Consider the following 20,525-nt stretch of genomic DNA (forward strand, 5'->3'; position numbering starts at 1 on the left):
GACCACCCGTGGGACGGCCGACGAGGTACGCCGCCGTCCACTTTTCCGTTACGCGATCACGCTTATCGAAAACCGTCTCTTTACGCCCGGGCGGGGCCGTCCGCCCTGCTCACCACGTTGGTGAACGGCCGGGATGTGACGGTGAAAAGCATTCCCAACAAAACTTTGCAACAAATCGACGCACGCATCTTCCCACCGGTCACACGAGTGTCTATGTTCACCATTGGTCCCACTAGTGGGATCGGTCTCACCGGCCCGTACCCCCGTTGGGCCGGTTCCCTCACACCGGAGGTACCACGTGCGCAAAGTCGCAGTGGGTCTGCTCGGGCTTTCGCTGACGGCGACGGGACTGGCGTTCGGTTCGTCCGCCACCGCCGCGCCGCAGCCGAAGTTGCCGACGGCCGCTCCGTCGGCCGCCGAGCCAGCCCATGCCGACCACGACCTGCCCAACCCGCTCGAGGAGAAGCGCCGCGCCCTGCGCCAGGAGGGCCTCAGCGAGGTCCTGTCCGGCAAGGCCAAGGCACAGCGCATCAACGGGAGCACGGTTGTCAAGGTCGGCAAGACCGCGACCAACCCGGCCGGTGCTAACACCCGGTCCGCGAGGTCGGCGGAGGCCGCTCGCACCGATCAGTACGTCGAGCTGGCCCGCGAGAAGACCGACCGGATCTTCGTCATCCTGGCCGAGTTCGGCAACGAGCGGCACCCGGACTACCCGGACAAGGACACCGACCCGCTGACCCCGGGTCCGGCCCGGTTCGACGGGCCGCTGCACAACGAGATCCCGCAGCCCAACCGGGCGGTGGACAACTCGACCCTCTGGCAGCCGGACTACAGCGCCGACTACTTCCGCAAGCTCTACTTCGGCACCGGGGTCGGTGACGAGTCCCTGAAGCAGTACTACGAGGCGCAGTCCTCGGGTCGCTACACGGTGGACGGCACGGTCACCGACTGGGTCAAGGTCAAGTACAACGAGGCCCGGTACGGCCGCTCGGACGACGACCCGAACGACGCCAACGGCGACGACCCGGCCGTCTGCGCGCAGAGCACCTGCCAGAACATGTGGGCGCTGGTCCGCGACGCCGCCAACCAGTGGGTCGCCGACCAGAAGGCGGCGGGACGCTCCGACGCCGAGGTCGCCGCCGAGCTCAAGACCTTCGACAAGTGGGACCGTTACGACATCGACGGTGACGGCAACTTCAACGAGTCGGACGGCTACATCGACCACTTCCAGATCGTCCACTCCGGCGGCGACCAGGCCGACGGCGACCCGCACCAGGGCGAGGACGCGATCTGGAGCCACCGCTGGTACGCGTACGCCACGGACCAGGGCCAGACGGGCCCGCCCGGGGCGCCGCTCGGCGGTAGCCAGATCGGCAACACCGGCATCTGGATCGGGGACTACACCGTGCAGCCGGAGAACGGCGGCCGGAGCGTCTTCTACCACGAGTACGGCCACGACCTGGGCCTGCCGGACGACTACAACACCGGCGCCAGCGGCGACAACAGCGTCGAGCACTGGAGCCTGATGGCCCAGAGCCGGGTCGGCGCCAAGAACGACGAGGGCATCGGTGACCGGGGCGCCGACCTGGGCGCCTGGAACAAGCTGCAGCTCGGCTGGCTGGACTACGAGACCGTGGTGCCGGACAAGCAGGACCCGCAGACGCTCACGCTGGGCCCGTCCGAGTACAACACCAACAAGCCGCAGGCCGCCGTCGTGGTGCTGCCGCAGCGTGAGTACAGCTTCAGCAACGGCAAGCCGTTCGAGGGTGCCCACCAGTTCTTCTCGGGCAACGAGGACGACCTCAACACCACGATGACCCGGACGCTCGACTTCACCGGGAAGTCCTCCGCCTCGCTGTCGATGAAGGCCCGCTACACCATCGAGACCGACTACGACTACATGTACTTCGAGGCTTCGCTGGACGGTGGCCAGAACTGGACGGCGCTGCCGTTCCTGGTCAACGGTCAGCCGAAGACCGACGGCAACGGCCGCAACGCCCTCGACGGCAACAGCGACACCGACGGCGACGGCCAGGCCGACTGGGTCGACCTGACGGTGCCGATGGACGTGGCCGCGGGCAAGGTCGTGCAGTTCCGCTTCCACTACATCACCGATGGTGGCGTCTCCGACGGCGGCTTCTTCGGCGACGCGATCACCGTGACGGCCGACGGCCAGACGGTGCTCTCCGACGGTGCCGAGGACAGCGACGGCTGGACGTTCGCCGGCGGGGAGACCGGGTTCCGCATCGTCGGGGAGAACTCGACCAAGTCGTACGACAACTACTACATCGCGGCGCACCGGTCGTACGTCTCGTACGACAAGTACCTGAAGACGGGCCCGTACTTCTTCGGGTACGCGAACACCCGGCCGGACTGGGTGGACCACTACGCGTACCAGGAGGGCCTGCTCATCACCTACTGGAACACGCGGTGGCCGGACAACAACACCATGCCGTACGACCCGTACCTGAACCCCGGTGGTCACCCGGGTGAGGGCCGCAACCTGACGATCGACTCCCGCCCGAAGCCGCTGTACAACCTCACCGGCAACCCGTGGCGGGCGCGCGTCCAGGTCTACGACGCCCCGTTCAGCCTGAAGAAGGCTGACTCGTTCACCCTGCGGGTGAACAGCCAGCCGTCGTACGTCCGTGGCCAGGCGGCCGCTCCGCTGTTCGACGACAGCAAGCAGTACTGGTACGCGGAGCTGCCGAACCACGGCGTCAAGGTGCCGAACAACGGCGTCAAGATCCGGGTGCTCGAGCAGAACGGCACCGCCATCAAGATCCGTATCTCCTGACCTTCGGGTCAGATTTCCACCAGCTCCATGCGATGCCCGGGCGGATCTCCGCCCGGGCATCGCCCTTTCCCGGGCGGCCTGTCCCGCACCTGCCCGCCCACGCGACGACGGAGGTACGGGAACCGGCCCGCGGCCCAGGGCGTCGGATCGGGGTGACCCGACCCACCACCGCTCTGCCCGCCGCCCTCGCCCTGGTCCTGCTCGCCCCCCTCGCTGGCTGTGCCGGACGGGAGAGCGGGTCCGCCGGGTCCGGCGGCACCACGCCACCCGCCACCGCCCGCCCCGGCGATGCCGATCCGGCCGGCACGCCCTCGGCGAGCTCCGTCGCCCCCGCCGATCGACCGACGCAGCCGCCCGCGACCGCGCTGCCGACGCTGCGACCGCCGAAGGAGCCCACGGACACCCGGCCCACCGGTGTCATCACGGCTCGGGTGACCCGCGGCGGCGACGGCCCCTGCTACGGGATGGTCACCCTGGACGGCATCGAGTACGCCGTGCACGGGCCCGGGCTGGGCGTGCTGGCCGAGGGCCAACTGCTGACGTTGCGGGTGACCGCGCAGACGGTCCGGATGGACTGCGGTCCGGGCACACCGGTCGCGGCGTCGCGCCCGTGAACTGACGCTCGGTGACCCACCGGGCACCGCTTGCACACCTCCACGTCACCGTCAACGGCAGTACGGCCGATTGACCCGGGTCACCATGCAATTGATCATCGTCACTGCGGGGTGTCGCCACGCCCACCAGTCTGCGACCGGCGCACCGCCGCCATCAGCTGCGACCACGGGGGTGGCACATGTTGAACGACGTCCTGTCCGATGCTCTCCATCAACTGTCGACGCCGGTGACGGCCGATCCCGCGACGGGTGGCGGCCCTCCGTCGGCCCTGGAGCTGCGCCTCCTGCTCGCCGCGAGCCAACAGCAGCTTCTCTTCGCCCAACGCAGGGTGATCGAACACACCCTGCACCTTGAACGCCTGGAACAACACGCCGTCGGTTCCGCCCCGACGGGGGTCAGCGTCGTCGAGACCCGCGACGAGTTCCTCGGCCTCGCCCGCCGGGTGGCGGACGGTACGGGTGGCGACCAGCAGGTCGTCCACGCCGCCCCGAGCCTGCTCAGCCGCGTGCTCCGCGCGGACCGGCCCGGCCGCCGGACGATCCACGTGACCGACCTGCTCGCCGATCCGGTGCACCGGGAGGCGGCCGAGCGGGCCGGCACCCACCACCGGGTCGCGACGTCGGCGCCCGTGTCGCTGCTGCTCGTCCCGGGCAGCGCACTCGTCCCGCTGTCCCGGCCCGGCTCCGGTCCGGCCGGGCTGCTGGTGCGGCAGCCCGACCTGCTGGGCGCCCTCGCCCACTACGCCGACGCGCTCTGGCGGCAGGCCCGGCCGCTGGCCACCGACCGGACGGGCGGCGCGTCGAAAACCGGCGACGGACCATCCGAACTGCAACTGCGGATCCTGCGCATGGCCGCCGTCGGGGTCAAGGACGAGTCGATCGCCCGCAGCCTCGGCCGCAGCACCCGCTGGGTCCGGCGGCACTTCGAGCTGCTGGAGGAGCTGTCCGGCGCCAGCAACCGGATGACGCTGGGCATCGCCGCCGTCCGGCGCGGCTGGCTCTGACGGGCCGCATCCGCCCGCCCGTCGCGGCGCACGACCGCCGCATCCGCCGCCGCGTCCCGGCGCCCGGCGCGCGTTCGCGTGCCGGGCGCCGCGTAGCTGTCCGGATCTTGCAGCGTGCGGCAGCCGTTCCGCTTCGCCATTGGCCGATGGCGCCGGATTTCCAACAATCGATCTGTGTCCATGGAAGTTCCATCGGCACGGCCTCACGAGGGCCACACGGGGAAGGACCACCTTGAACAGACGAGGATTGCTCCGGGTCGCCACCGCGGTGATCGCCGCCGCCGGGGTCGGCGCGACGATCGCCGGCGTTCCGCAGCCCGCCGCCGCCGCACCCAATGGCTTCGACCACGTCGTGTACTGGAACGACGTGCTGCTCGACGCGTTCCGCGCGAGCAACGAGCCGCCGACCGTCCTCAGCCGTGCCGGCGCCATGATGCACCTGGCCATGTACGACACGGCCGTGTCGCTCGGCACCTCCGGCGCCCCCTACATCGCCAAAATCAACAAGATCCCCAACTACAGCTACGACCGCGACTGGAACATGGACGTGGCGGCCGTACGGGTACTGCGTGCGGTGTTCCCCAGCCAGAACTTCGACACCGCCTTCACCGGGTCCCGCGCGTACCCGCCGATCGGTGTGCCCGGCCCCGAGGGTTGGAGCACCAGCATCGGCGACGGCGCCGCGCAGAACATCCTCAACGCGCGGGCGAACGACGGCTCCGGCAACAACACCCCGTACACGGTCAGTAACACCGCCGGCCAGTGGCGCCCGACCGGATCCGGCGCGGCGGTGGGCCCCAACTGGGGGTCCGTCAAGCCGTTCGCGCTCACCTCCGGCTCCCAGTTCCGGCCAGCGCTTCCGGGCGGCTTCGCCACCGTGACTGCGATGCTGAGCAGCACCGCGTACGCCAACCAGGTCAACGAGGTACGGCGCCTCGGCTCGGCGACCGCCGCACCGGCCGACCGGACCGCCGACCAGACCCAGCTCGCGTTCTTCTGGGCCAACGACCTCAACGGCACCTACAAGCCGCCGGGTCAACTCTTCGAGCACACCCAGATCGTCGCGGCCCAGCAGCCCACCGACACCGTCCGGCTCTTCGCCCTGGTCGCGATGGCGATGGCGGACGCGGGCATCGCCGCCTGGGACGCCAAGTACAACACCGGCATCGACCTGTGGCGTCCGGAGAGCGCGATCGCCGAGCCACAGTCCGACGGGAACTCCGCCACCACCCCGGACGCCTCGTGGCGCCCGCTCTCCGTCGACCGCAACGGCAACCGCTTCTCGCCGCCCTTCCCGGCCTACGTGTCCGGTCACGCCACGTTCGCCGGCGCCTGGGCGGGCGTCATGAAGCGCCACTACGGCACGGACGCGGTGAGCTTCGTGGCGACCACCGAGGATCCGATGGCTCCCGGGGTCACCCGCGCGTTCAGCAGCTTCAGCGCGGCGGCGACGGAGAACGCCCGCAGCCGCGTCTACCTCGGCGTGCACTACCAGTGGGACGCCGACGCCGGCCTGAGCACCGGCGACGCGGTGGCCAACCGCGTCTTCAGCACCTACCTGAGGTGACGTGACGGCGGGGGGCCGGGGGTGGCGACACCTCCGGCCCTCCAGCCGTGTGCGGCACCGAAGGGCAGGTCGGACGAGCGGCCCGAGCCGCGCACCGGGTCGGCGGACCGGGGACACCGGGCGGCGGGGCCCTAGGCTGTCCCCATGACCGAGCAGCGCGGCGGGCCCGTCGACGAGTCGTGCGTCCTCACCGAGGGGCCGTGGACGCACCGGTTCGTCGGCGCCAACGGCAGCCGCTTCCACGTCGTGGAGGCCGGCACGGGCCCGATGGTGCTCTTCCTGCACGGCTTCCCCGAGCACTGGTGGGCCTGGCACGAGATGCTGCCGGCCGTCGCCGACGCCGGCTTCCGGGCCGTCGCGGTCGACCTGCGCGGCTACGGCGCCAGCGACAAGCCGCCCCGGGGGTACGACGGCTACACCCTCGCGGCCGACGTCGCCGGCCTGATCCGGGCACTCGGCGAACGCTCCGCCACCGTGGTCGGCACCGGCGTCGGCGGCATGATCGCGTGGACGGTGGCCTCGTTCCACCCGTCGCTGGTCCGCCGGCTGGTGGTGCTCGGCGCCCCCCACCCGCTGCGGCTGCGGGCCGCGATCTTCGCCGATCCGCGCGGGCAGTTCGCCGCCGCCACGCCCACCCTGAAGTTCCAGCTCCCCCGCTACGAGCACGTGCTGACCCGCGACGACGCGGCGGCCGTCGAGGAGATGCTGCGCCGCTGGGGCGGGCCGCGCTGGGTCGGTGGGCCGGGCTTCGAGGCGTACGCCCAGCGGTGCCGGGAGGCCATGCGCATCCCGCAGGCGGCGTTCTGCGCCCTGGAGGGCTACCGCTGGGCGTTCCGCTCGGTGCTCCGCCTGCACGGCTACCGCTTCGTCCGGCTGATGCAGAAGCCGCTCGTCACGCCGACCCTTCAACTGCACGGCGCGCTGGACGAGGCTTCCCTGCCGCGCACCGCCCAGGGCTCCAGCCGGTACGTGGTGGCGCCCTACGAGTGGCGGCTCCTGGACGACATCGGGCACTTCCCGCACGTGGAGGCCGGCGACCTGGTGTTGGGCGAGGTCCTGCGCTGGGCGAAGTCCTGAGTCAGACCCGCTGCTCGCGCAGGTCGGCGACCTCGGTGGCGGGCGCCCAGCCCTGGTAGACGCCGAAGTCGAAGACCTCCAGCCCCATCGCCCGGGCCACCGGCCAGCGTCCGCCGGTGTACTCCACCCGCAGCCAGCCGTCGTGCTCGCCGAGGACGATGAACGGCTGCCCCTGCCAGGTGCAGGTGGTCCGCACGTACGCCAGGTCGTCGAGCTCGGTGGCCGGCAGCACCCGGACGTGGCGGCCGGGGCGGATCTCCTCGAAGCCCTCGCCCGGCTCCGGCTGGTAGAGCCGGACGTCGTCGCCGTCCGGGCTCGCCTGGTACTCCCGGCCCTTCCAGCGGGCCACGTAGCCGTCGCGCGTCACTGCTCACCGACCTGTCGCCACCGCAGCGCGTCCGTGTCGAGGATGGCGACCACCCGTTCGGTGCCGTCCGCGCCGATCCGCCACAGCTGCGCGCCGTGCGGCAGCCGGGCGCTGTCCACCTTGAACTCCGCGACCACGTCGCTGCTCTCGCCCGGCGCGAACCCGTTGCCCCGGAACGGCGGGCGCTCGATGACCCAGCCCTCCATGGCCCGCATGGCGGCCTCGTTCTGCCCGCCGTACGGGATGCGGTAGAGGCTCGGCCGGTGCGCGGGCCAGCGCAGCACGTAGATCTCCCCGGCGTCACGGGCGAAGGGGGAGTCGGGGTAGCCGAGGCCGAGCGCGTCGTGCAGCTGGGCGGGGGTCGTGAGGTGGGCCAGCTCGCCGGCCCGGTGCACGAAGCCGGAGACCCGGTCGTAGCCCCGCTCCAGGTAGTACGCGAGCTGACTGGGCGCGACCGCCTTCTGCATGACGATGGGGCGCGCCGGATCGGGCGCGGGCGGGGCGTAGCGGGGGCGGCTGACCGGCTCCTCGGCGGTGGGCGGCTCCGCCTCGGTCCCGGTGTCGTCGCCGAGGCCCACCTCGGCCGCCCAGTTGGCCAGCCCGACGATCTGCTCACCGGGCAGCTTCGCCCCGACCGGGGTGCCGGGGTTGACCGCGAACGACCAGGCCTCGTCCGGCCAGCGACGGATCAACTGGACGAACCTGACCTCGATGGTCTCGACGGTCGCGTCGGTGTGGTCGGCCAGCCGCTCCGGCGAGGTGTGTACGACGACGAACGTCTCGCCGTCCAGTTCCTCCGTACGCCACACGAAGCCGGGCTCGCCGGGCCGGCTGCCCGGCGCGGAGTCGGCCGCGACCGGCAACAGCACGCGGGCGAGCAGCAGGGTCGACAGGAACGTGTCGGTGCTGCCGGCGCCGGCGGCGTCGAGGAGGTTCTCCTCGACCTCGTTGGCCGCCTCGAAGCCGACCGTCCCGGGACCGGCACCCGACGACCCGTCCGCGGTCCCGGTCAGGGGCGCGGTGACCGGCTCGTCGGCGATCGTCGGCCCAGGCTCCTCCGCCGGCGCGACGTCGGAAACGCCGGCCTCGGTCGCGGCCTCCTGCCGGGCGGCGCCGTCCGCCGCCGGTGCGGGCGCGGCGACGCTGGTCGGCACCGTCGGATCACCGGACCACGCGTCGGCGGACGGCGCGGGATCGAGGGAAAAGGTCGCGTCCGCGTCGGCAGGCGGCTCGGGATCGAGGGACACGGTCGGGTCCAGAGACACCGTCGCATCGCCCGACGACACCACCGGCTGCGTCCGATCCAGGGACACCGTCGGATCCAAAGACACCGTCGCATCGCCCGACGACACCACCGGCTGCGTCCGATCGAGAGACACGGTCGGATCCAAAGACACCGTCGCATCGCCCGACGACACAACCGGCTGCGTCCGATCCAGGGACACCGTCGGATCCAGAGACACGGTGGCGTCGCCGGACCACGACGGGGTGGCGGACCGCACGGTGTCGGCGGGCGACGACGGATGGGCGGGCGCCGTCGGTGCGGGTTCGGCGGTCACCGGTTCCCGGCGGCGCCGGACCGGCTCGAACAGCGAGACGGTCTCTTCGGCGGGCGGGGCGGGCTCGGGGACGGGCGGCCCGGTGAGGTCCCGCGACTCGATGATGGTGCCCTCGATGACGATGGGCGTGAACCCGCGTCGGGAGGCGGGTGGCCCGGAGACCGGTTCCGCGTCCGCCGCCGGCTCCGGCCCGACCGGTTCGGGGGTGGTCTGCCGGCGCGGCAGCGCCTGGGTGAGGTCCTCGGCCGGCTGCGGTCGGTCTGCGCCGTACCCCGGTGGCGGCGGCCCGGGATCCGGGGCGGGAGCCCGGAGGTCCCGGGTGGCGTCCTCGCCGGGCCCGCGCGGCGGCAGCACCTGCGTGGCCTCGCCCCCGGCCATCGTGAAGGCCCGCGTGGGCTCGGCGCCGGGTGCCGTGAAGGCGTGGGTCGGCTCCCCGGCGGGTGCCGTGAAGGCGTGGGTCGGTTCCCCGACGGGCGCCGTGAAGGCCCGGGTGGGCTCGGCGGCAGGCGTCGTGAAGGCGTGGGTGGGTTGTTCCCCGGCGGGCGCGGTGAAGGCGTGGGTGGGCTCGGCGCCGGTCGGGGTGCTCGGGATCGGGCGGGTCGGTTCCTCCGGCACCGGCTCGCCGAGCGGCCGGCGGCGGGGGAACGGCTGGCTGCCGGCCGCGAGGCGGGACGGCGGCACCGCCCGCTCGCCCGAGCGCAGCGCCTCCTGCCGGTGTGCGGCGGCACGGCCGGAGGCCGGCTCGAAGAACGACCGGTTGGGCCGCTCCGGGGTCTCTCCGGCCGTGCGGCCGTTGGTCCCCGGCGCGGGGTGGGCGTCGGGCGTCGGGAGGCCCCTAGGACGCTCGGTGAGCGGCGAGGGACGCGGCGGGACCCGCTCGGGGGCCGCCACGGCGTCGGTCCGCGCGGGTCCGCCGGCCGTCGGGTCGCCGCGCCGCGGATCGAGGTGTTCCGTCGGGAAGGCGGGCGGGCGGGCCGGCTCGGCAGGCGCACCGCCTCGGGCGGGCGCGGGGACCCGGCCCGTGCTCGACGCGGCCGTCGGCGCGGGCCGGAGCGTGCCGTTGGACCGGGTCACGCCGGTGGTCGGCCCGGCGTCCGGCCCGGGCGGCATGTCGTGACCGGCCGCCTGGGCCCGCGCCCGGGCGGCAGTCTCCACGCGTTCCAGCCGTGCCCGCGCACCCATGGTGCGGCCGGGCAACCGGACGTCGCCCCGCGAGAGCTGGGCGACGAACCAGGCCGGCAGGTAGCCCTCGATGGGCAGCCCGGGGTTCACCGCCAACCACCACTCGTGGTTGGGCCAGCCGTCGGCCAGGTCGGGGTACGAGACGCGCCGGACGGCGCCGCCGTTCTCGCCGAGGCAGGCGCGTACGGCCGCCCCGGAGGTGAACGCCAACACGTGGGTGCGGCCACCCGTGGTCCAGGTGCCCCAGCCCACCGGCGCCGTCCCCGCGAGCGCCTCGGCGGAGACCGGCAGCAGCAGTTCGGTCCGGGCCAGGACGCGGAAGTAGAGCTGCTGGTCGTTGGCGCGCAGCGCGTCCCGCATCGCCGCCTCGGCATCGGTGGCCGGCTCCCACTCGGTCACGGCCACCCCTCCTCCCGCGAACAGGCCATACGTATCGCGTACAACCTACAAGGTAAAAGCAAGATCACAATCGCTGGCCGGCGGCGGTGCGCCCACTGCCGCCGGAGGCGCTAACATCCCGTTCCGGAGTCGACACGATACGGAGGCGGTCGATGTCCCGGTCCCCCGCGCGCCAGCTTCTCGCCGCCCTCGCGACGGCGTTGCTGACGGCCGTCCCGGCCACCGCCGCGCCCGCCGGACGACCGGCCGGACCCGCCCCCGGCCCGGTGCCGGCCGGTCGTTCCGCGCCCGCGCCGACCGCCGCGCGCGCGGCCCCCGGCTGCGCCTCCCCCCTCGCCCCGGTCCGGCCGGTGTCCGCGCGTCCCTGGCCCCAGCAGCGGTACGCCCCGGAGCGCCTGGCGGCGCTCGCCACGGGCGCCGGGGTGACGGTCGCGGTGGTCGACTCGGGCGTGGACCGACGGCACCCGCAGCTGACGGGCCGCGTACTCGACGGCACGGACCTGCTCGACGCCGGCGGCGACGGCAGCCGGGACTGCGCCGGTCACGGCACCGGTGTGGCGAGCATCATCGCCGCCGCCCCCCGCGACGGGGTGGCGTTCCGCGGCCTGGCCCCGGGCGCCCGGATCCTGCCCGTACGGGTCAGCGAGCAGCAGGTGGTCGAGGGGCGGGAGTCGGGGCGCACGGTCAGCGCCGGGGACTTCGCCCGCGCCATCCGCTGGGCGGTGGACCACGACGCCGACGTGCTCAACCTCTCCGTCGTCCTGTACGCGGACGACCCGGCGGTGCGCGCCGCGATCGGCTACGCGGTCGACCGGGACGTGGTCGTGGTGGCCGCCGCCGGCAACCTGCACGACGCCGGCGATCCCCGGCCCTACCCGGCCGCGTACGACGGGGTGCTCGGGGTGGGCGCGATCGGGGCGGACGGGTCGCGCGCCCCGTTCTCTCAGACCGGCGCGTACGTCGACCTGGTCGCCCCGGGCAGCGACGTGCTGATGGCCGCCCCCGGTCAGGGCCACCACCGGGCCGAGGGCACCAGCTACGCGGCGCCCTTCGTGGCGGCCACCGCCGCGCTGCTGCGCGAGTACCGGCCGGAGCTGACCGCGGCGCAGGTGGCGCAGCGGATCGCGGCGACCGTCGATCCGGCCCCGGGCGACGGTCGGGGCGGCGGGTACGGCGCGGGGGTGCTGAACCCGTACCGGGCGGTCACGGAGACCGGGGGCGGGGGGCCGGAGCGGGTACGCCAGGTCACGGCACTGGCGGACGACCGGGCCGAGCCGGCGGTGCTGGCGCAGCGGGCCCGGCGGGCGGCGGCCCGGGACCGGGCGTTGCTGGTGGCGGGGGTCAGCGGAGCGGTGGTGGCCCTGGCGGCGCTGCTGGCGCTGGTCGTACCGCGCGGGGCGCGCCGCCGCTGGCGGCCGGCCGGACCGGCCTGACCGGACCGGGCGGTCGAGCCACGGCCAGGTCGCCGGTGCGGTGGGTGGTTGCGCCGCCCCGGACGGCCGATGGTGGCGCCGACCGGCTCACGGTCGACGCCACCACCGGGCGGGGCTCACTGGAACAGGCCGACGTTCTTCTTCTCCGTGTCGAGGTAGTCGGTGGCGGAGTCGTTCACCGCGAGCCTGATGTCGCGCAGCATGGCCTGGAGGTCCTGCGAGGCGGAGCGCCAGCGGGCCTGGCGCTGCTCGTAGGCCTGGCGGGCCTCGCCGGACCAGCTCGCCACGAGCGGGGCGGCGTCCCGTTCGAGCTGCCCGAGTTGCGAGTCGAGCGCGTTCAGCGCCTTCTGGATGTCCGCGCCCGCCTGTTGCAGGGCGGCGAAGTTGACGACGAGTACGCCGTGGTCCATCGGATGTCTCCTCCCCCGAGACCGGGTCAGAGCGGCAGCTGGATGCCGCCGCGGTTGGTGGTGGACACGCGGCTGGCGGCCTCGGCGTCCGAGACGTCGTAGTGCTGGCCGGCCGTGCGGATGGCGCCGGCGGTCTCGCGCAGCGCCCGTTGCAGCGCCGCCTGGTCCTGTGCCCACTGCTGCTTGACCTGCTCGAACGAGCGCCCGCCAGCACCGCGCCAGGCCTGCTGCAACACCTCCAACTCGGTCATCAGGCTGCTCAGCATGGACTGCAGGGACTGGTCGACCTGCTCGAACTTCGCGGCGGTCTGCTGCATCACCGCTGCTTCCGCCTGGGTCTGGGACACCTGGGACGTCACCTCGTCTCGTGGGTCGTGGCTGGCCGCCGGCGCGCCCGCCGATTGGGCCGCCGCTCGCGCCGCCCGGGCGTCGAGCGCGGCGGGCGCGGGGTCAGCAAACTCGTCGCTGACGGTAGCGGTCCGGTCGCGGTTCTGCTACCCCGTGGGCCTCCCCTGTGGACGACCGCGGCCCCCATCCCGTCGGGCGCTCCGCTTACGATGGGCGGCGTCGATGTCGCGGCGAGTGACCGGTCGAGGAGGCGCGGTGACGGTGACGACCGGCGCGGGCCCGCACCGGCCGGCCCCGGGCCCCGGTCCCGGCCCGGCCGCCCCGGCCCTCGTGCCGGCAGCGCTCGGCCCGGCTGGACCGACCGCCCCGGCTGGACCGCCGCCCGGCCCGGGCGCGGTGGCGGGTGCCCCGACCTCCCGCGTCGCCCCGCCGGCAGCGTGGATCCCGGCCGGCGGTCGCGGTGGCGCGGGTGTCCGGGCCGGTCAGGTCGTCGCCACGCAGGTGGCGGTGGCTGCCGTGGTGGCGGCCGCCGGTCGCGGGGTGCTGGCGACGATGGCGGCCGTGGGGGTGGCCGCGCTGCTGCTGCCAATGGCGTGGGTGCGGCTGCGGGGGCGGTGGCTCTTCGAGTGGCTGACCACCGGGCTCGGCTACGCCACGCGTCGGCGCGCCCTGCCGCCGGCCGCCGGCCCGACGGCCCTGCTGAATCTGGTCGACCCGGGTGCGGTCGTCCGCCCCGCCGAGCTGGCCGGCGCGTCGGCCGCCGTGCTGGACGACGCCGCCGGCATGGTGGCCGTGCTGGAGGTCGGCGACCCGGCCGACCTGCTCGGCGACGCTCCCCGCGCGCTGCCCGTTCCGGCGTCGCTGCTGCCGGCCGCCGCGCCGGACGGTCCCCCGGTCCGGCTCCAGCTCCTGCTGACGGGCTCGCCGGCGCCGACGGTCGGCGCGGGTGGTGGCGCGGTCGCCACCTCGTACCGGCAGCTCACCGACGGGCGGCTCGCGGGCCGGGAGCGGGCCGTGCTCGCCGTGCGGGTGCTGCGCGCCGAGGGCTGGACGGCGGAGGAGCTGCGGCGGGCGCTCTCCGGGACGGTGCGCCGGATCGCCCGCCGGATCGGGCCCGTGACCGCCCGCCCGCTGGGCGGGCACGCCACGCTGCGGGTGCTGGCGGAGCTGGCCCACCACGACGACCACCCCGCGCAGGAGTCCTGGCAGGCGGTCCGGGCCGGCGACCTGCTCCAGACCACGTTCCGGCTGCGCCGCTGGCCCGACGCGCGTACCGACGCCGGTCGGCGGCTGGTGTCCCGGCTGCTCGCGCTGCCCGCGACGGCGACCACCGTCTCGCTCGGCGTGGGGCCGTGGGCCGGCGCCGACCCCGCGTCGGCGCCGACCGAGCTGGCCGTACGACTGGCCGCCACCACCCCGACGGAGCTCTCGACCGCGGCGCAGGCGCTGCGCCGGCTGGTGGCCGAGGTGGGCGGCGAGGTGCACCGGCTCGACGGCGCGCAGCTCGACGGGCTGGCCGGCACGCTGCCGCTCGCGGCGGCGGGCGCGGCGGGTCCGGGTCCGGCGCCCGACGGCCTGGAGCTGACCCTCGGCGCGGCGGGGCTGATGGTCGGCACCAACCGGCACGGCGGCGCGGTGACCGTCCGGCTGTTCCGGCCGGAGACCACCCGGGTGATGCTGGTCGGCGGGGTGCGCGCGGCGCAGCTGGTGGCGGTGCGGGCCATGGCGCTCGGCGCCCGGGTGGTGGTGCAGACCGCCCGCCCGCGCGGGTGGGAGCCGTTCGTCCGGGGCGTCGGCACCCCCGGCACGATGATCCCGGTGGTGCCGCCCGGCCGTCCCGTGGGCGAGCCGGGTTCGCCGCTGCGTCCGCTGCTGGTGGTGGTCGACGCCGGTCCCACGCCCGCCGAGACGGAGCCGGGTTCGGCGTGGCGGACGACGTTGCTCGTACGCGACGAGCTGACCCCCGCCGACGCCGACGCGCTGGGCCGCGCCGACCTGGCCCTGCTGCAACCGCTCGACGCGACCGAGGCCGCCGTGGCGGGCGGCGCGCTGGGGCTCGGCGCCTCGGCGGAGTGGCTGACCCGGATCCGCGACGACATGGTGGCGGTGGTCAACCGACGGGCGTTGCGCTGGGCGCTGCTCTCCCCCACCCCGATCGAGTCGCAGCTGATCGGCCGCCCCTCCCGTCGCTGAGCGGACGATCTCGCGGCTTCCGCACGTTGTCCGTCCGTGGCACGATCCCCGCCATGGGTTTCCTCAAAGGTCTGCTGATCCGGCTGGGCAGCACGGCGCTGGCCTTCTGGCTGGCCACGCTGCTCATCCCGGGCATCACGTTGGATTCGGCGTCCGCCGGCGAGGCGGTCGTCACGCTGGTGCTCGTCGCGGTGATCTTCGGCGTGGTCAACGCGGTGCTCCAGCCGATCATCAAGACGGTCGGCTGCGGCTTCTACCTGCTGACCCTCGGGCTGATCGCGCTGGTGGTCAACGGGCTGCTGTTCCTGCTCACGAGCTGGATCGCCGACCAGGCCGGGCTGCCCTTCCACGTCGACGGCTTCTGGCCGGAGGCGGTGCTCGGCGCGCTGTTCGTCGGCATCGTGACCTGGATCCTCGGCGCCGTCCTCGACCGCGACTGACGGGGCCGACCAGCGGCGGGCCGCGAACCAGGTGGGCGGGCCGCGACCAGAGGGCGGGAATTGGCCGCTGTCCGAGGCGGGTGGCCGGGTTAGCGTCGCGGCATGTTCACCCTGACCCGCGCCGACGGCTACCTGCTCAGCACCGACCCGGACCGGATCGACCTGGGCCTCGTGCACCACTGGCTCTCCACGGACGCGTACTGGGCGATCGGGCGGGACCGGGAGACGGTGGCCCGGGCGTTCGCCGGGTCGGTGCCGTTCGGCGTCTACCGCGCCGGTGACGGCCGGCAGGTCGCGGTCGCCCGGGTGGTCACCGACGGGGCCACCTTCGGCTGGCTCTGCGACGTCTACGTCGATCCCGGCGAGCGCGGCCGGGGGCTGGGCACGTGGCTGGCCGGCGCGGTCCGCGACCACCTCGCCGCCCTGGGCGTACGCCGGATCCTGCTGGCCACCGCCGACGCCCACGCGGTGTACGCGAAGGTCGGGTTCGCCCCGATGACCGATCCGCACCGCTGGATGCAGCTCGACCAGCGGGAGCAGCCCGTGAGCCGGGTCACCGGCAAGGATCCGGACGGCCGGTCGCCCCTTACGGTGGACGCGTGACGCCACTCCGCCTCGGCTACCTCTACGGCTTCGTCGCGTACCTGCTCTGGGGGTTCTTCCCGCTCTACCTGCGGCTGCTGCGCCCGGCGGGGTCGATCGAGATCCTGGCCCACCGCATCGTCTGGTCGGTGGTCTTCGTCGCCCTGCTGCTGGGTGCGCTGCGCAACGTCGGCTTCCTGCGGGCGCTGCTACGCCGGCCCCGGGCGCTGGCCGGCATCGGCGTCGCCGCCGCGCTGATCGCGGTGAACTGGGGCACCTACATCTACGGCGTGAACTCCGACCGGGTCGTGGAGACCGCCCTCGGCTACTTCATCAACCCGCTGGTGGTGGTGCTGCTGGGCGTCACCGTGCTGCGCGAGCGGCTGCGCCCCACGCAGTGGGTGGCCCTCGGCATCGGCGGCCTCGCCGTGGCCGTGCTGACCGTCGACTACGGCCGGCTGCCCTACCTGGCGCTGGTCCTGGCGTTCAGCTTCGCCGGGTACGGCCTGGCCAAGAAGCAGCTCGGGCTGCCGGCCGCGGAGGGGCTCTTCGTCGAGTCGGCGGTGCTGGCGCTGCCCGCGCTGGCGTACCTGGGGTGGCTCACCGCCGCCGGCGACGGCACCTTCGGGCAGGTGTCGGTCGGGCACACCCTGCTGCTGGTGTCGGCCGGGGCGGCGACCGCGATCCCGCTGCTGCTCTTCGCCGGGGCGGCGAACCGGCTCCCGCTCACCGGTCTCGGCATGATCCAGTACCTCGCCCCGATCCTCCAGCTCGGCTGCGGGGTGCTGATCTTCCACGAGCCGATGCCGCCGGCCCGCCTCGCCGGCTTCGCCCTGGTCTGGGCCGCGCTCATCGTCTTCACCGTCGACGCCGTGCGCCACTCCCGCCGTACCCGCGCCGCCGCCCTCGCCGCCCGCCGGGCCGAGGCCGTCGCCGCGACCCGCTGACCGACGCGCGGCGCGGTCAGCGGACGTCGTAGGCGAGGACGGGGGTGCCGTCGGCGCGCAGCAGTTCCAGGCGGACCAGCTCCGCGTCGGTGAACCGGGTGGCGCCGGTGATCCGCAGGTCGTCGCCGGGGGCGGCGAGCCAGGACCCGATCTGCTCCGTCGCGCCGCCCGGGCCGTGCGCCACCAGCCGGAAGGCGTACGCCTTGGCGTAGCCGGCCTTCGCGTCGTACCCGCAGCGCATCCGCACCTCGGTGCCCCATTCGGTGCCGTTGAGGGCGATCTCGGCGTGCACCGGCACCGTGCCGGCGACCGGTTGCATGGCGACCATCCGCACCTCGACCGGGGTCGGAGCGGTTGCCTCCCGGGGCAGCAGGACGGCGGTGCCGACGCCGACGAGCAGGGCCGCCACGGCCGCCGCGAGCGTGGTGAGGGCGTACCGGCGGCGGGTGGCCGAGCGGTCGCGGCGACGGCGCTCCCGCGCGGCGGCGAGCAGTTCGGGCACCCGGGGGTTCTCCGGCGGCGGCAGGAACTGCTCCAGGCCGGCCGGGTCGAGGCGGCCGAGCAGGCCGGGCAGGACGGCGATCTCGGCGACCGCCTGGCGGCAGGCGGCGCAGCCGGCGAGGTGCCGCTCGTAGGCCACCCGTTCGGCGGGAGCCAGCGCACCCAGCACGTACGCGCCGTCGTCGTGCGCGAACTCGCACCGGGTCATTCCGTCACCCCCATCTCGGCCAGGACCAACCGTAGTGAGCGCAGGGCGTAGTGGGTCCGGGACTTGACCGTGCCGGCCGGTACGCCCAGCCGGGAGGCCGCCTCCGCCACCGACCGCCCCTGGTAGAAGCACTCGACCAGCACCTCCCGGTGGGTGGGGCTGAGCCGGTTCAGCGCCTCGGCGACGGTCCACGCCTCCACCGCGCGTTCCGCCTCGTCCACGGCCTGGACGGGCTCGGGCAGCTCGTCGGTGAAGACCTCGCCGACCCGGGCGGAGCGGCGCCGCCAGGCGTCGATGGCCAGGTTGCGGGCGGTGGTGAAGAGCCAGGACCGGACCGAGCCGCGCGTCGGGTCGAGCGACTCCGGGTGCCGCCAGGCCCGCAGCAGCGTCTCCTGCACCAGGTCCTCGGCCCGCTGCCGGTCCCCGTTGACCAGCCGCAGGGCGTGCGCGTACAGCGCCTCCGCGTGCTCGTCGTGCAGCGCGCGGAGCAGTTGGGCGTCGTCGTCGCTGATGGCGGTCTCCTCGCTGTCGGCGCGAGTCCGGCGGTGGCGTTCGCCCGGGAATACGTGCCGCCGCCCGGATCGGTTCAGCCGCAGGTCACCGTGGGATTCCCGGCCGAGGTGTTCACGCCCGGTTCACGCCGCCGCCGACGGTCGCTCACCGCGCCCTCCTAGCGTCCGGCGGGTACGCACGCCAGCGGCTGGTCCGGCGTGCACCGACCCCCATCAGGAGGCTCCTTCCATGAGCGACCGTCCCCGGCTGCTCCCGTTGCTGGGCGCCACCCGCCACGGCAGCCGCGACGCCATGACCTGTCTCTACCGGTGCGGCAACGCGTGCGACCACCCGGTGCCCAACACCTCCGACAACGCGTACTTCGGGGACGTGGTGAACGCGGAGGTCTCCCGGCGCGGCCTGGTCCGGGGCGGCGCGGTCGGCGCGCTGGTCCTCGGCTTCGGCGGCGCGGTGGCCGGTGCCACCCCCGCCGCTGCCGCTCCCGCCGCCCCCGTGGTCCCCGAGGCGGCCGGCTTCGCCCGCCCGGCCGGCGGCGTCGGCAACGGCGCGCTGACCTTCAAGGCGGTCCCGCCGAACACCCTGGACAGTCTCGTCGTGCCCAACGGGTACGACCACGCGGTCGTCATGCGCTGGGGTGACCCGGTCGTGCCGGGCGCCCCCGAGTTCGACCTGCACGCCCAGACCGCCGCCGCCCAGGCCCGGCAGTTCGGCTACAACAACGACTTCGTCGGGGTGCTGCCGCTGGACGGGCGCCGGCGCGCGCTGCTCGTGGTCAACCACGAGTACACCAACGAGGACCTGATGTTCCCCGGCTTCACGAGCCAGGACGCGCTGAGCGTCGAGCAGCTCCGGATCGCCATGGCCGCGCACGGCATGTCCGTGGTGGAGCTGGAGCGGGTTGACGGCACCGGGCAGTGGCGGCCGGTCACCAAGGGCCGGCGGCCGTACAACCGGCGGGTCACGGCGCTGGCCACGAAGTTCGAGCTGACCGGGCCGGCCGCCGGTTCGGCGCACCTGCGGACGGCCGCCGACCCGAAGGGCCGTACGGTCGTCGGCACGCTGAACAACTGTGCCGGCGGGGTGACCCCGTGGGGCACCGTGCTCTCCGGCGAGGAGAACTTCAACCAGTACTTCGTCGGCGGCGACGCGGTGGCCGAGGAGGTCAAGCCGAAGCTGGCCCGGTACGGCATCACCACCACCACCCGTTACCCGAGCGGCAGCCGCAAGTGGGAGCGCGCCGACGAGCGGTTCGACCTGGCGAAGCACCCGAACGAGGCCAACCGGCACGGGTGGATCGTGGAGATCGACCCGTACGACCCGGAGAGCCGCCCGCGCAAGCACACCGCGCTGGGCCGGTTCAAGCACGAGGGCGCGAACGTCATCGTGGCGAGGAGCGGGCACGTGGTCGCGTACATGGGCGACGACGAGCGCTTCGACTACCTGTACAAGTTCGTCTCCGACAAGAAGTTCATGAAGGGCAACTCCTGGGTCGCCCGCCGGCACAACCTGACCCTGCTGGAGTCGGGCACCCTCTACGTCGCCAAGCTCGACGAGACCAGCGCCGGCGAGATCGACGGCTCCGGCCGGCTCCCGTCCGACGGCGCGTTCAACGGCCGGGGCCGGTGGATCAGGCTGGTCAGCGGCAACCGCTCGTACGTCGACGGGATGACGGCCGCCGACGTGCTCATCTTCACCCGACTGGCCGGCGACAAGGTCGGGGCGACCAAGATGGACCGCCCGGAGGACGTCGAGCCCAGCCTGCTCACCGGCAAGGTGTACGTGGCGCTGACCAACAACACCGACCGGGGCAAGGCCGGCAAGCCGGCCGCCGACGAGGCCAACCCGCGCAACCTCAACAAGCACGGCCAGGTGCTGGAGCTGGTCGAGGACCGGGGCGACAACGCGGGCGAGACCTTCGCCTGGTCGCTGCCCATCGTCGCCGGTGACCCGGCGGACCCGTCGACCTTCTTCGCCGGGTACGACAAGACGAAGGTCTCGCCGATCTCCTGCCCGGACAACGTGGCGTTCGACGCCACCGGGAACCTCTGGATCTCGACGGACGGCAACGCGCTGGGCAGCAACGACGGCCTCTTCGCCACGGCCGTCGAGGGGCCGGAACGGGGTCACCTGAAGCAGTTCCTCACCGTGCCGGTGGGCGCGGAGGCGTGCGGCCCGTTCATCACCGGGGACAACCGCTCGGTCTTCGTGGCGGTGCAGCACCCGGGCGAGCTGAGCGGGGCGTCGGTCGAGAACCCGGCCTCGAACTGGCCGGACGGCGACTTCGCCAAGCCGGGCGTGGTGGTGGCCTGGCGCCTGGACGGCGGCCCGATCGGCAGCTGACCCCTCCTCGGGCGGTCCGGCGCTGGACCGCCACCGGGGGCCCT

At 74.1% G+C, this 20,525-nt stretch carries 18 protein-coding genes; 12 read left to right on the forward strand and 6 right to left on the reverse strand.

Features of this window, described 5'->3' with window-relative positions; translation table 11 throughout:
- Positions 1 to 313: 313 nt before the first annotated feature.
- The 5 genes from AC5L34_RS04350 (at position 314) to AC5L34_RS04370 (ending at position 7,059) form a co-directional block, all read left to right on the forward strand.
- Positions 314 to 2,797, forward strand: a complete 2,484-nt coding sequence (locus AC5L34_RS04350) for an immune inhibitor A domain-containing protein (RefSeq protein WP_441174063.1) — start codon at positions 314 to 316, stop codon at positions 2,795 to 2,797.
- A gap of 152 nt (positions 2,798 to 2,949) precedes the next feature.
- Entirely contained in the window at positions 2,950 to 3,411 is a 462-nt protein-coding gene (locus tag AC5L34_RS04355) for a hypothetical protein (protein ID WP_441173520.1), read from the forward strand.
- Between the two features lie 227 nt (positions 3,412 to 3,638).
- A complete protein-coding gene (locus tag AC5L34_RS04360) occupies positions 3,639 to 4,415 on the forward strand; it encodes a helix-turn-helix transcriptional regulator (protein WP_494823837.1) in 777 nt (258 codons plus the stop codon).
- 232 nt (positions 4,416 to 4,647) lie between these two features.
- The gene (locus tag AC5L34_RS04365; protein ID WP_494823838.1) at positions 4,648 to 5,982 is read left to right on the forward strand and encodes a vanadium-dependent haloperoxidase; all 1,335 of its coding nucleotides are present in this window, start codon (positions 4,648 to 4,650) and stop codon (positions 5,980 to 5,982) included.
- Between the two features lie 144 nt (positions 5,983 to 6,126).
- On the forward strand, positions 6,127 to 7,059 hold the full coding sequence (locus AC5L34_RS04370; protein WP_441173523.1) for an alpha/beta fold hydrolase: 933 nt from the start codon (positions 6,127 to 6,129) through the stop codon (positions 7,057 to 7,059).
- Position 7,060: 1 nt separating this feature from the next.
- Here AC5L34_RS04370 and AC5L34_RS04375 read toward each other — a convergent pair whose 3' ends face one another.
- Both AC5L34_RS04375 and AC5L34_RS04380 read right to left on the reverse strand, forming a co-directional pair.
- Positions 7,061 to 7,426: a UCP033725 family protein gene (locus AC5L34_RS04375; protein WP_441173524.1), complete on the reverse strand. Its 366-nt coding sequence runs from the start codon at positions 7,424 to 7,426 to the stop codon at positions 7,061 to 7,063.
- A complete protein-coding gene (locus tag AC5L34_RS04380) occupies positions 7,423 to 10,566 on the reverse strand; it encodes an SseB family protein (RefSeq protein ID WP_441173525.1) in 3,144 nt (1,047 codons plus the stop codon). The genes AC5L34_RS04375 and AC5L34_RS04380 overlap by 4 nt, the downstream gene beginning before the upstream one ends.
- 152 nt (positions 10,567 to 10,718) lie before the next feature.
- Here AC5L34_RS04380 and mycP point away from each other — a divergent pair, with 152 nt between their 5' ends.
- Positions 10,719 to 11,999 carry a type VII secretion-associated serine protease mycosin gene (mycP, locus tag AC5L34_RS04385; protein ID WP_494823839.1) on the forward strand — a complete coding sequence of 427 codons (1,281 nt, stop codon included), beginning with the start codon at positions 10,719 to 10,721 and terminating at the stop codon, positions 11,997 to 11,999.
- A 116-nt stretch (positions 12,000 to 12,115) separates the two neighbouring features.
- Here mycP and AC5L34_RS04390 read toward each other — a convergent pair whose 3' ends face one another.
- Positions 12,116 to 12,409 (reverse strand): WXG100 family type VII secretion target, encoded by a 294-nt coding sequence (locus AC5L34_RS04390; protein WP_441173528.1) that lies wholly within the window; start codon positions 12,407 to 12,409, stop codon positions 12,116 to 12,118.
- 26 nt (positions 12,410 to 12,435) lie between these two features.
- A complete protein-coding gene (locus AC5L34_RS04395) occupies positions 12,436 to 12,756 on the reverse strand; it encodes a WXG100 family type VII secretion target (RefSeq protein ID WP_494823840.1) in 321 nt (106 codons plus the stop codon).
- A gap of 397 nt (positions 12,757 to 13,153) precedes the next feature.
- Here AC5L34_RS04395 and eccE point away from each other — a divergent pair, with 397 nt between their 5' ends.
- The 4 genes from eccE (at position 13,154) to rarD (ending at position 16,919) form a co-directional block, all read left to right on the forward strand.
- Positions 13,154 to 14,950 carry a type VII secretion protein EccE gene (gene eccE, locus AC5L34_RS04400; RefSeq protein ID WP_494824184.1) on the forward strand — a complete coding sequence of 599 codons (1,797 nt, stop codon included), beginning with the start codon at positions 13,154 to 13,156 and terminating at the stop codon, positions 14,948 to 14,950.
- A 53-nt stretch (positions 14,951 to 15,003) separates the two neighbouring features.
- Positions 15,004 to 15,390, forward strand: a complete 387-nt coding sequence (locus tag AC5L34_RS04405) for a phage holin family protein (RefSeq protein WP_132232082.1) — start codon at positions 15,004 to 15,006, stop codon at positions 15,388 to 15,390.
- 102 nt (positions 15,391 to 15,492) lie between these two features.
- Entirely contained in the window at positions 15,493 to 15,993 is a 501-nt protein-coding gene (locus AC5L34_RS04410; protein WP_441173529.1) for a GNAT family N-acetyltransferase, read from the forward strand.
- Positions 15,990 to 16,919: an EamA family transporter RarD gene (rarD, locus tag AC5L34_RS04415; RefSeq protein WP_494823841.1), complete on the forward strand. Its 930-nt coding sequence runs from the start codon at positions 15,990 to 15,992 to the stop codon at positions 16,917 to 16,919. Before AC5L34_RS04410 ends, rarD begins: the two co-directional genes overlap by 4 nt.
- A gap of 16 nt (positions 16,920 to 16,935) precedes the next feature.
- Here the strand turns inward: rarD and AC5L34_RS04420 are convergent, their stop codons facing one another.
- Together AC5L34_RS04420 and AC5L34_RS04425 are read right to left on the reverse strand one after the other, a co-directional pair.
- Positions 16,936 to 17,628, reverse strand: coding sequence for an anti-sigma factor family protein (locus AC5L34_RS04420; RefSeq protein ID WP_089002416.1), 693 nt, complete (start codon positions 17,626 to 17,628; stop codon positions 16,936 to 16,938).
- Positions 17,625 to 18,119, reverse strand: a complete 495-nt coding sequence (locus AC5L34_RS04425; protein ID WP_231926244.1) for a sigma-70 family RNA polymerase sigma factor — start codon at positions 18,117 to 18,119, stop codon at positions 17,625 to 17,627. Before AC5L34_RS04425 ends, AC5L34_RS04420 begins: the two co-directional genes overlap by 4 nt.
- Between AC5L34_RS04425 and AC5L34_RS04430 the strand changes: the two genes are divergently transcribed.
- A complete protein-coding gene (locus AC5L34_RS04430; RefSeq protein ID WP_441173531.1) occupies positions 18,093 to 18,302 on the forward strand; it encodes a hypothetical protein in 210 nt (69 codons plus the stop codon). The two genes, AC5L34_RS04425 and AC5L34_RS04430, sit on opposite strands and share 27 nt — an antisense overlap.
- 67 nt (positions 18,303 to 18,369) lie before the next feature.
- Complete coding sequence (locus AC5L34_RS04435; RefSeq protein ID WP_494823842.1) at positions 18,370 to 20,481, forward strand: PhoX family protein; 2,112 nt, start codon at positions 18,370 to 18,372, stop codon at positions 20,479 to 20,481.
- Positions 20,482 to 20,525: the final 44 nt, after the last annotated feature.

Source organism: Micromonospora sp. ZG13, from assembly GCF_059359355.1.

Bases quoted from the DNA above. Each gene is read 5' to 3' on its own strand.
- AC5L34_RS04370 (WP_441173523.1), top strand. From the start codon at position 6,127: ATGACCGAGCAGCGCGGCGGGCCCGTCGACGAGTCGTGCGTCCTCACC.
- mycP (WP_494823839.1), top strand. From the start codon at position 10,719: ATGTCCCGGTCCCCCGCGCGCCAGCTTCTCGCCGCCCTCGCGACGGCG.
- AC5L34_RS04390 (WP_441173528.1), bottom strand. From the start codon at position 12,409: ATGGACCACGGCGTACTCGTCGTCAACTTCGCCGCCCTGCAACAGGCG.
- AC5L34_RS04405 (WP_132232082.1), top strand. From the start codon at position 15,004: ATGGGTTTCCTCAAAGGTCTGCTGATCCGGCTGGGCAGCACGGCGCTG.
- AC5L34_RS04410 (WP_441173529.1), top strand. From the start codon at position 15,493: ATGTTCACCCTGACCCGCGCCGACGGCTACCTGCTCAGCACCGACCCG.
- AC5L34_RS04420 (WP_089002416.1), bottom strand. From the start codon at position 17,628: ATGACCCGGTGCGAGTTCGCGCACGACGACGGCGCGTACGTGCTGGGT.
- AC5L34_RS04435 (WP_494823842.1), top strand. From the start codon at position 18,370: ATGAGCGACCGTCCCCGGCTGCTCCCGTTGCTGGGCGCCACCCGCCAC.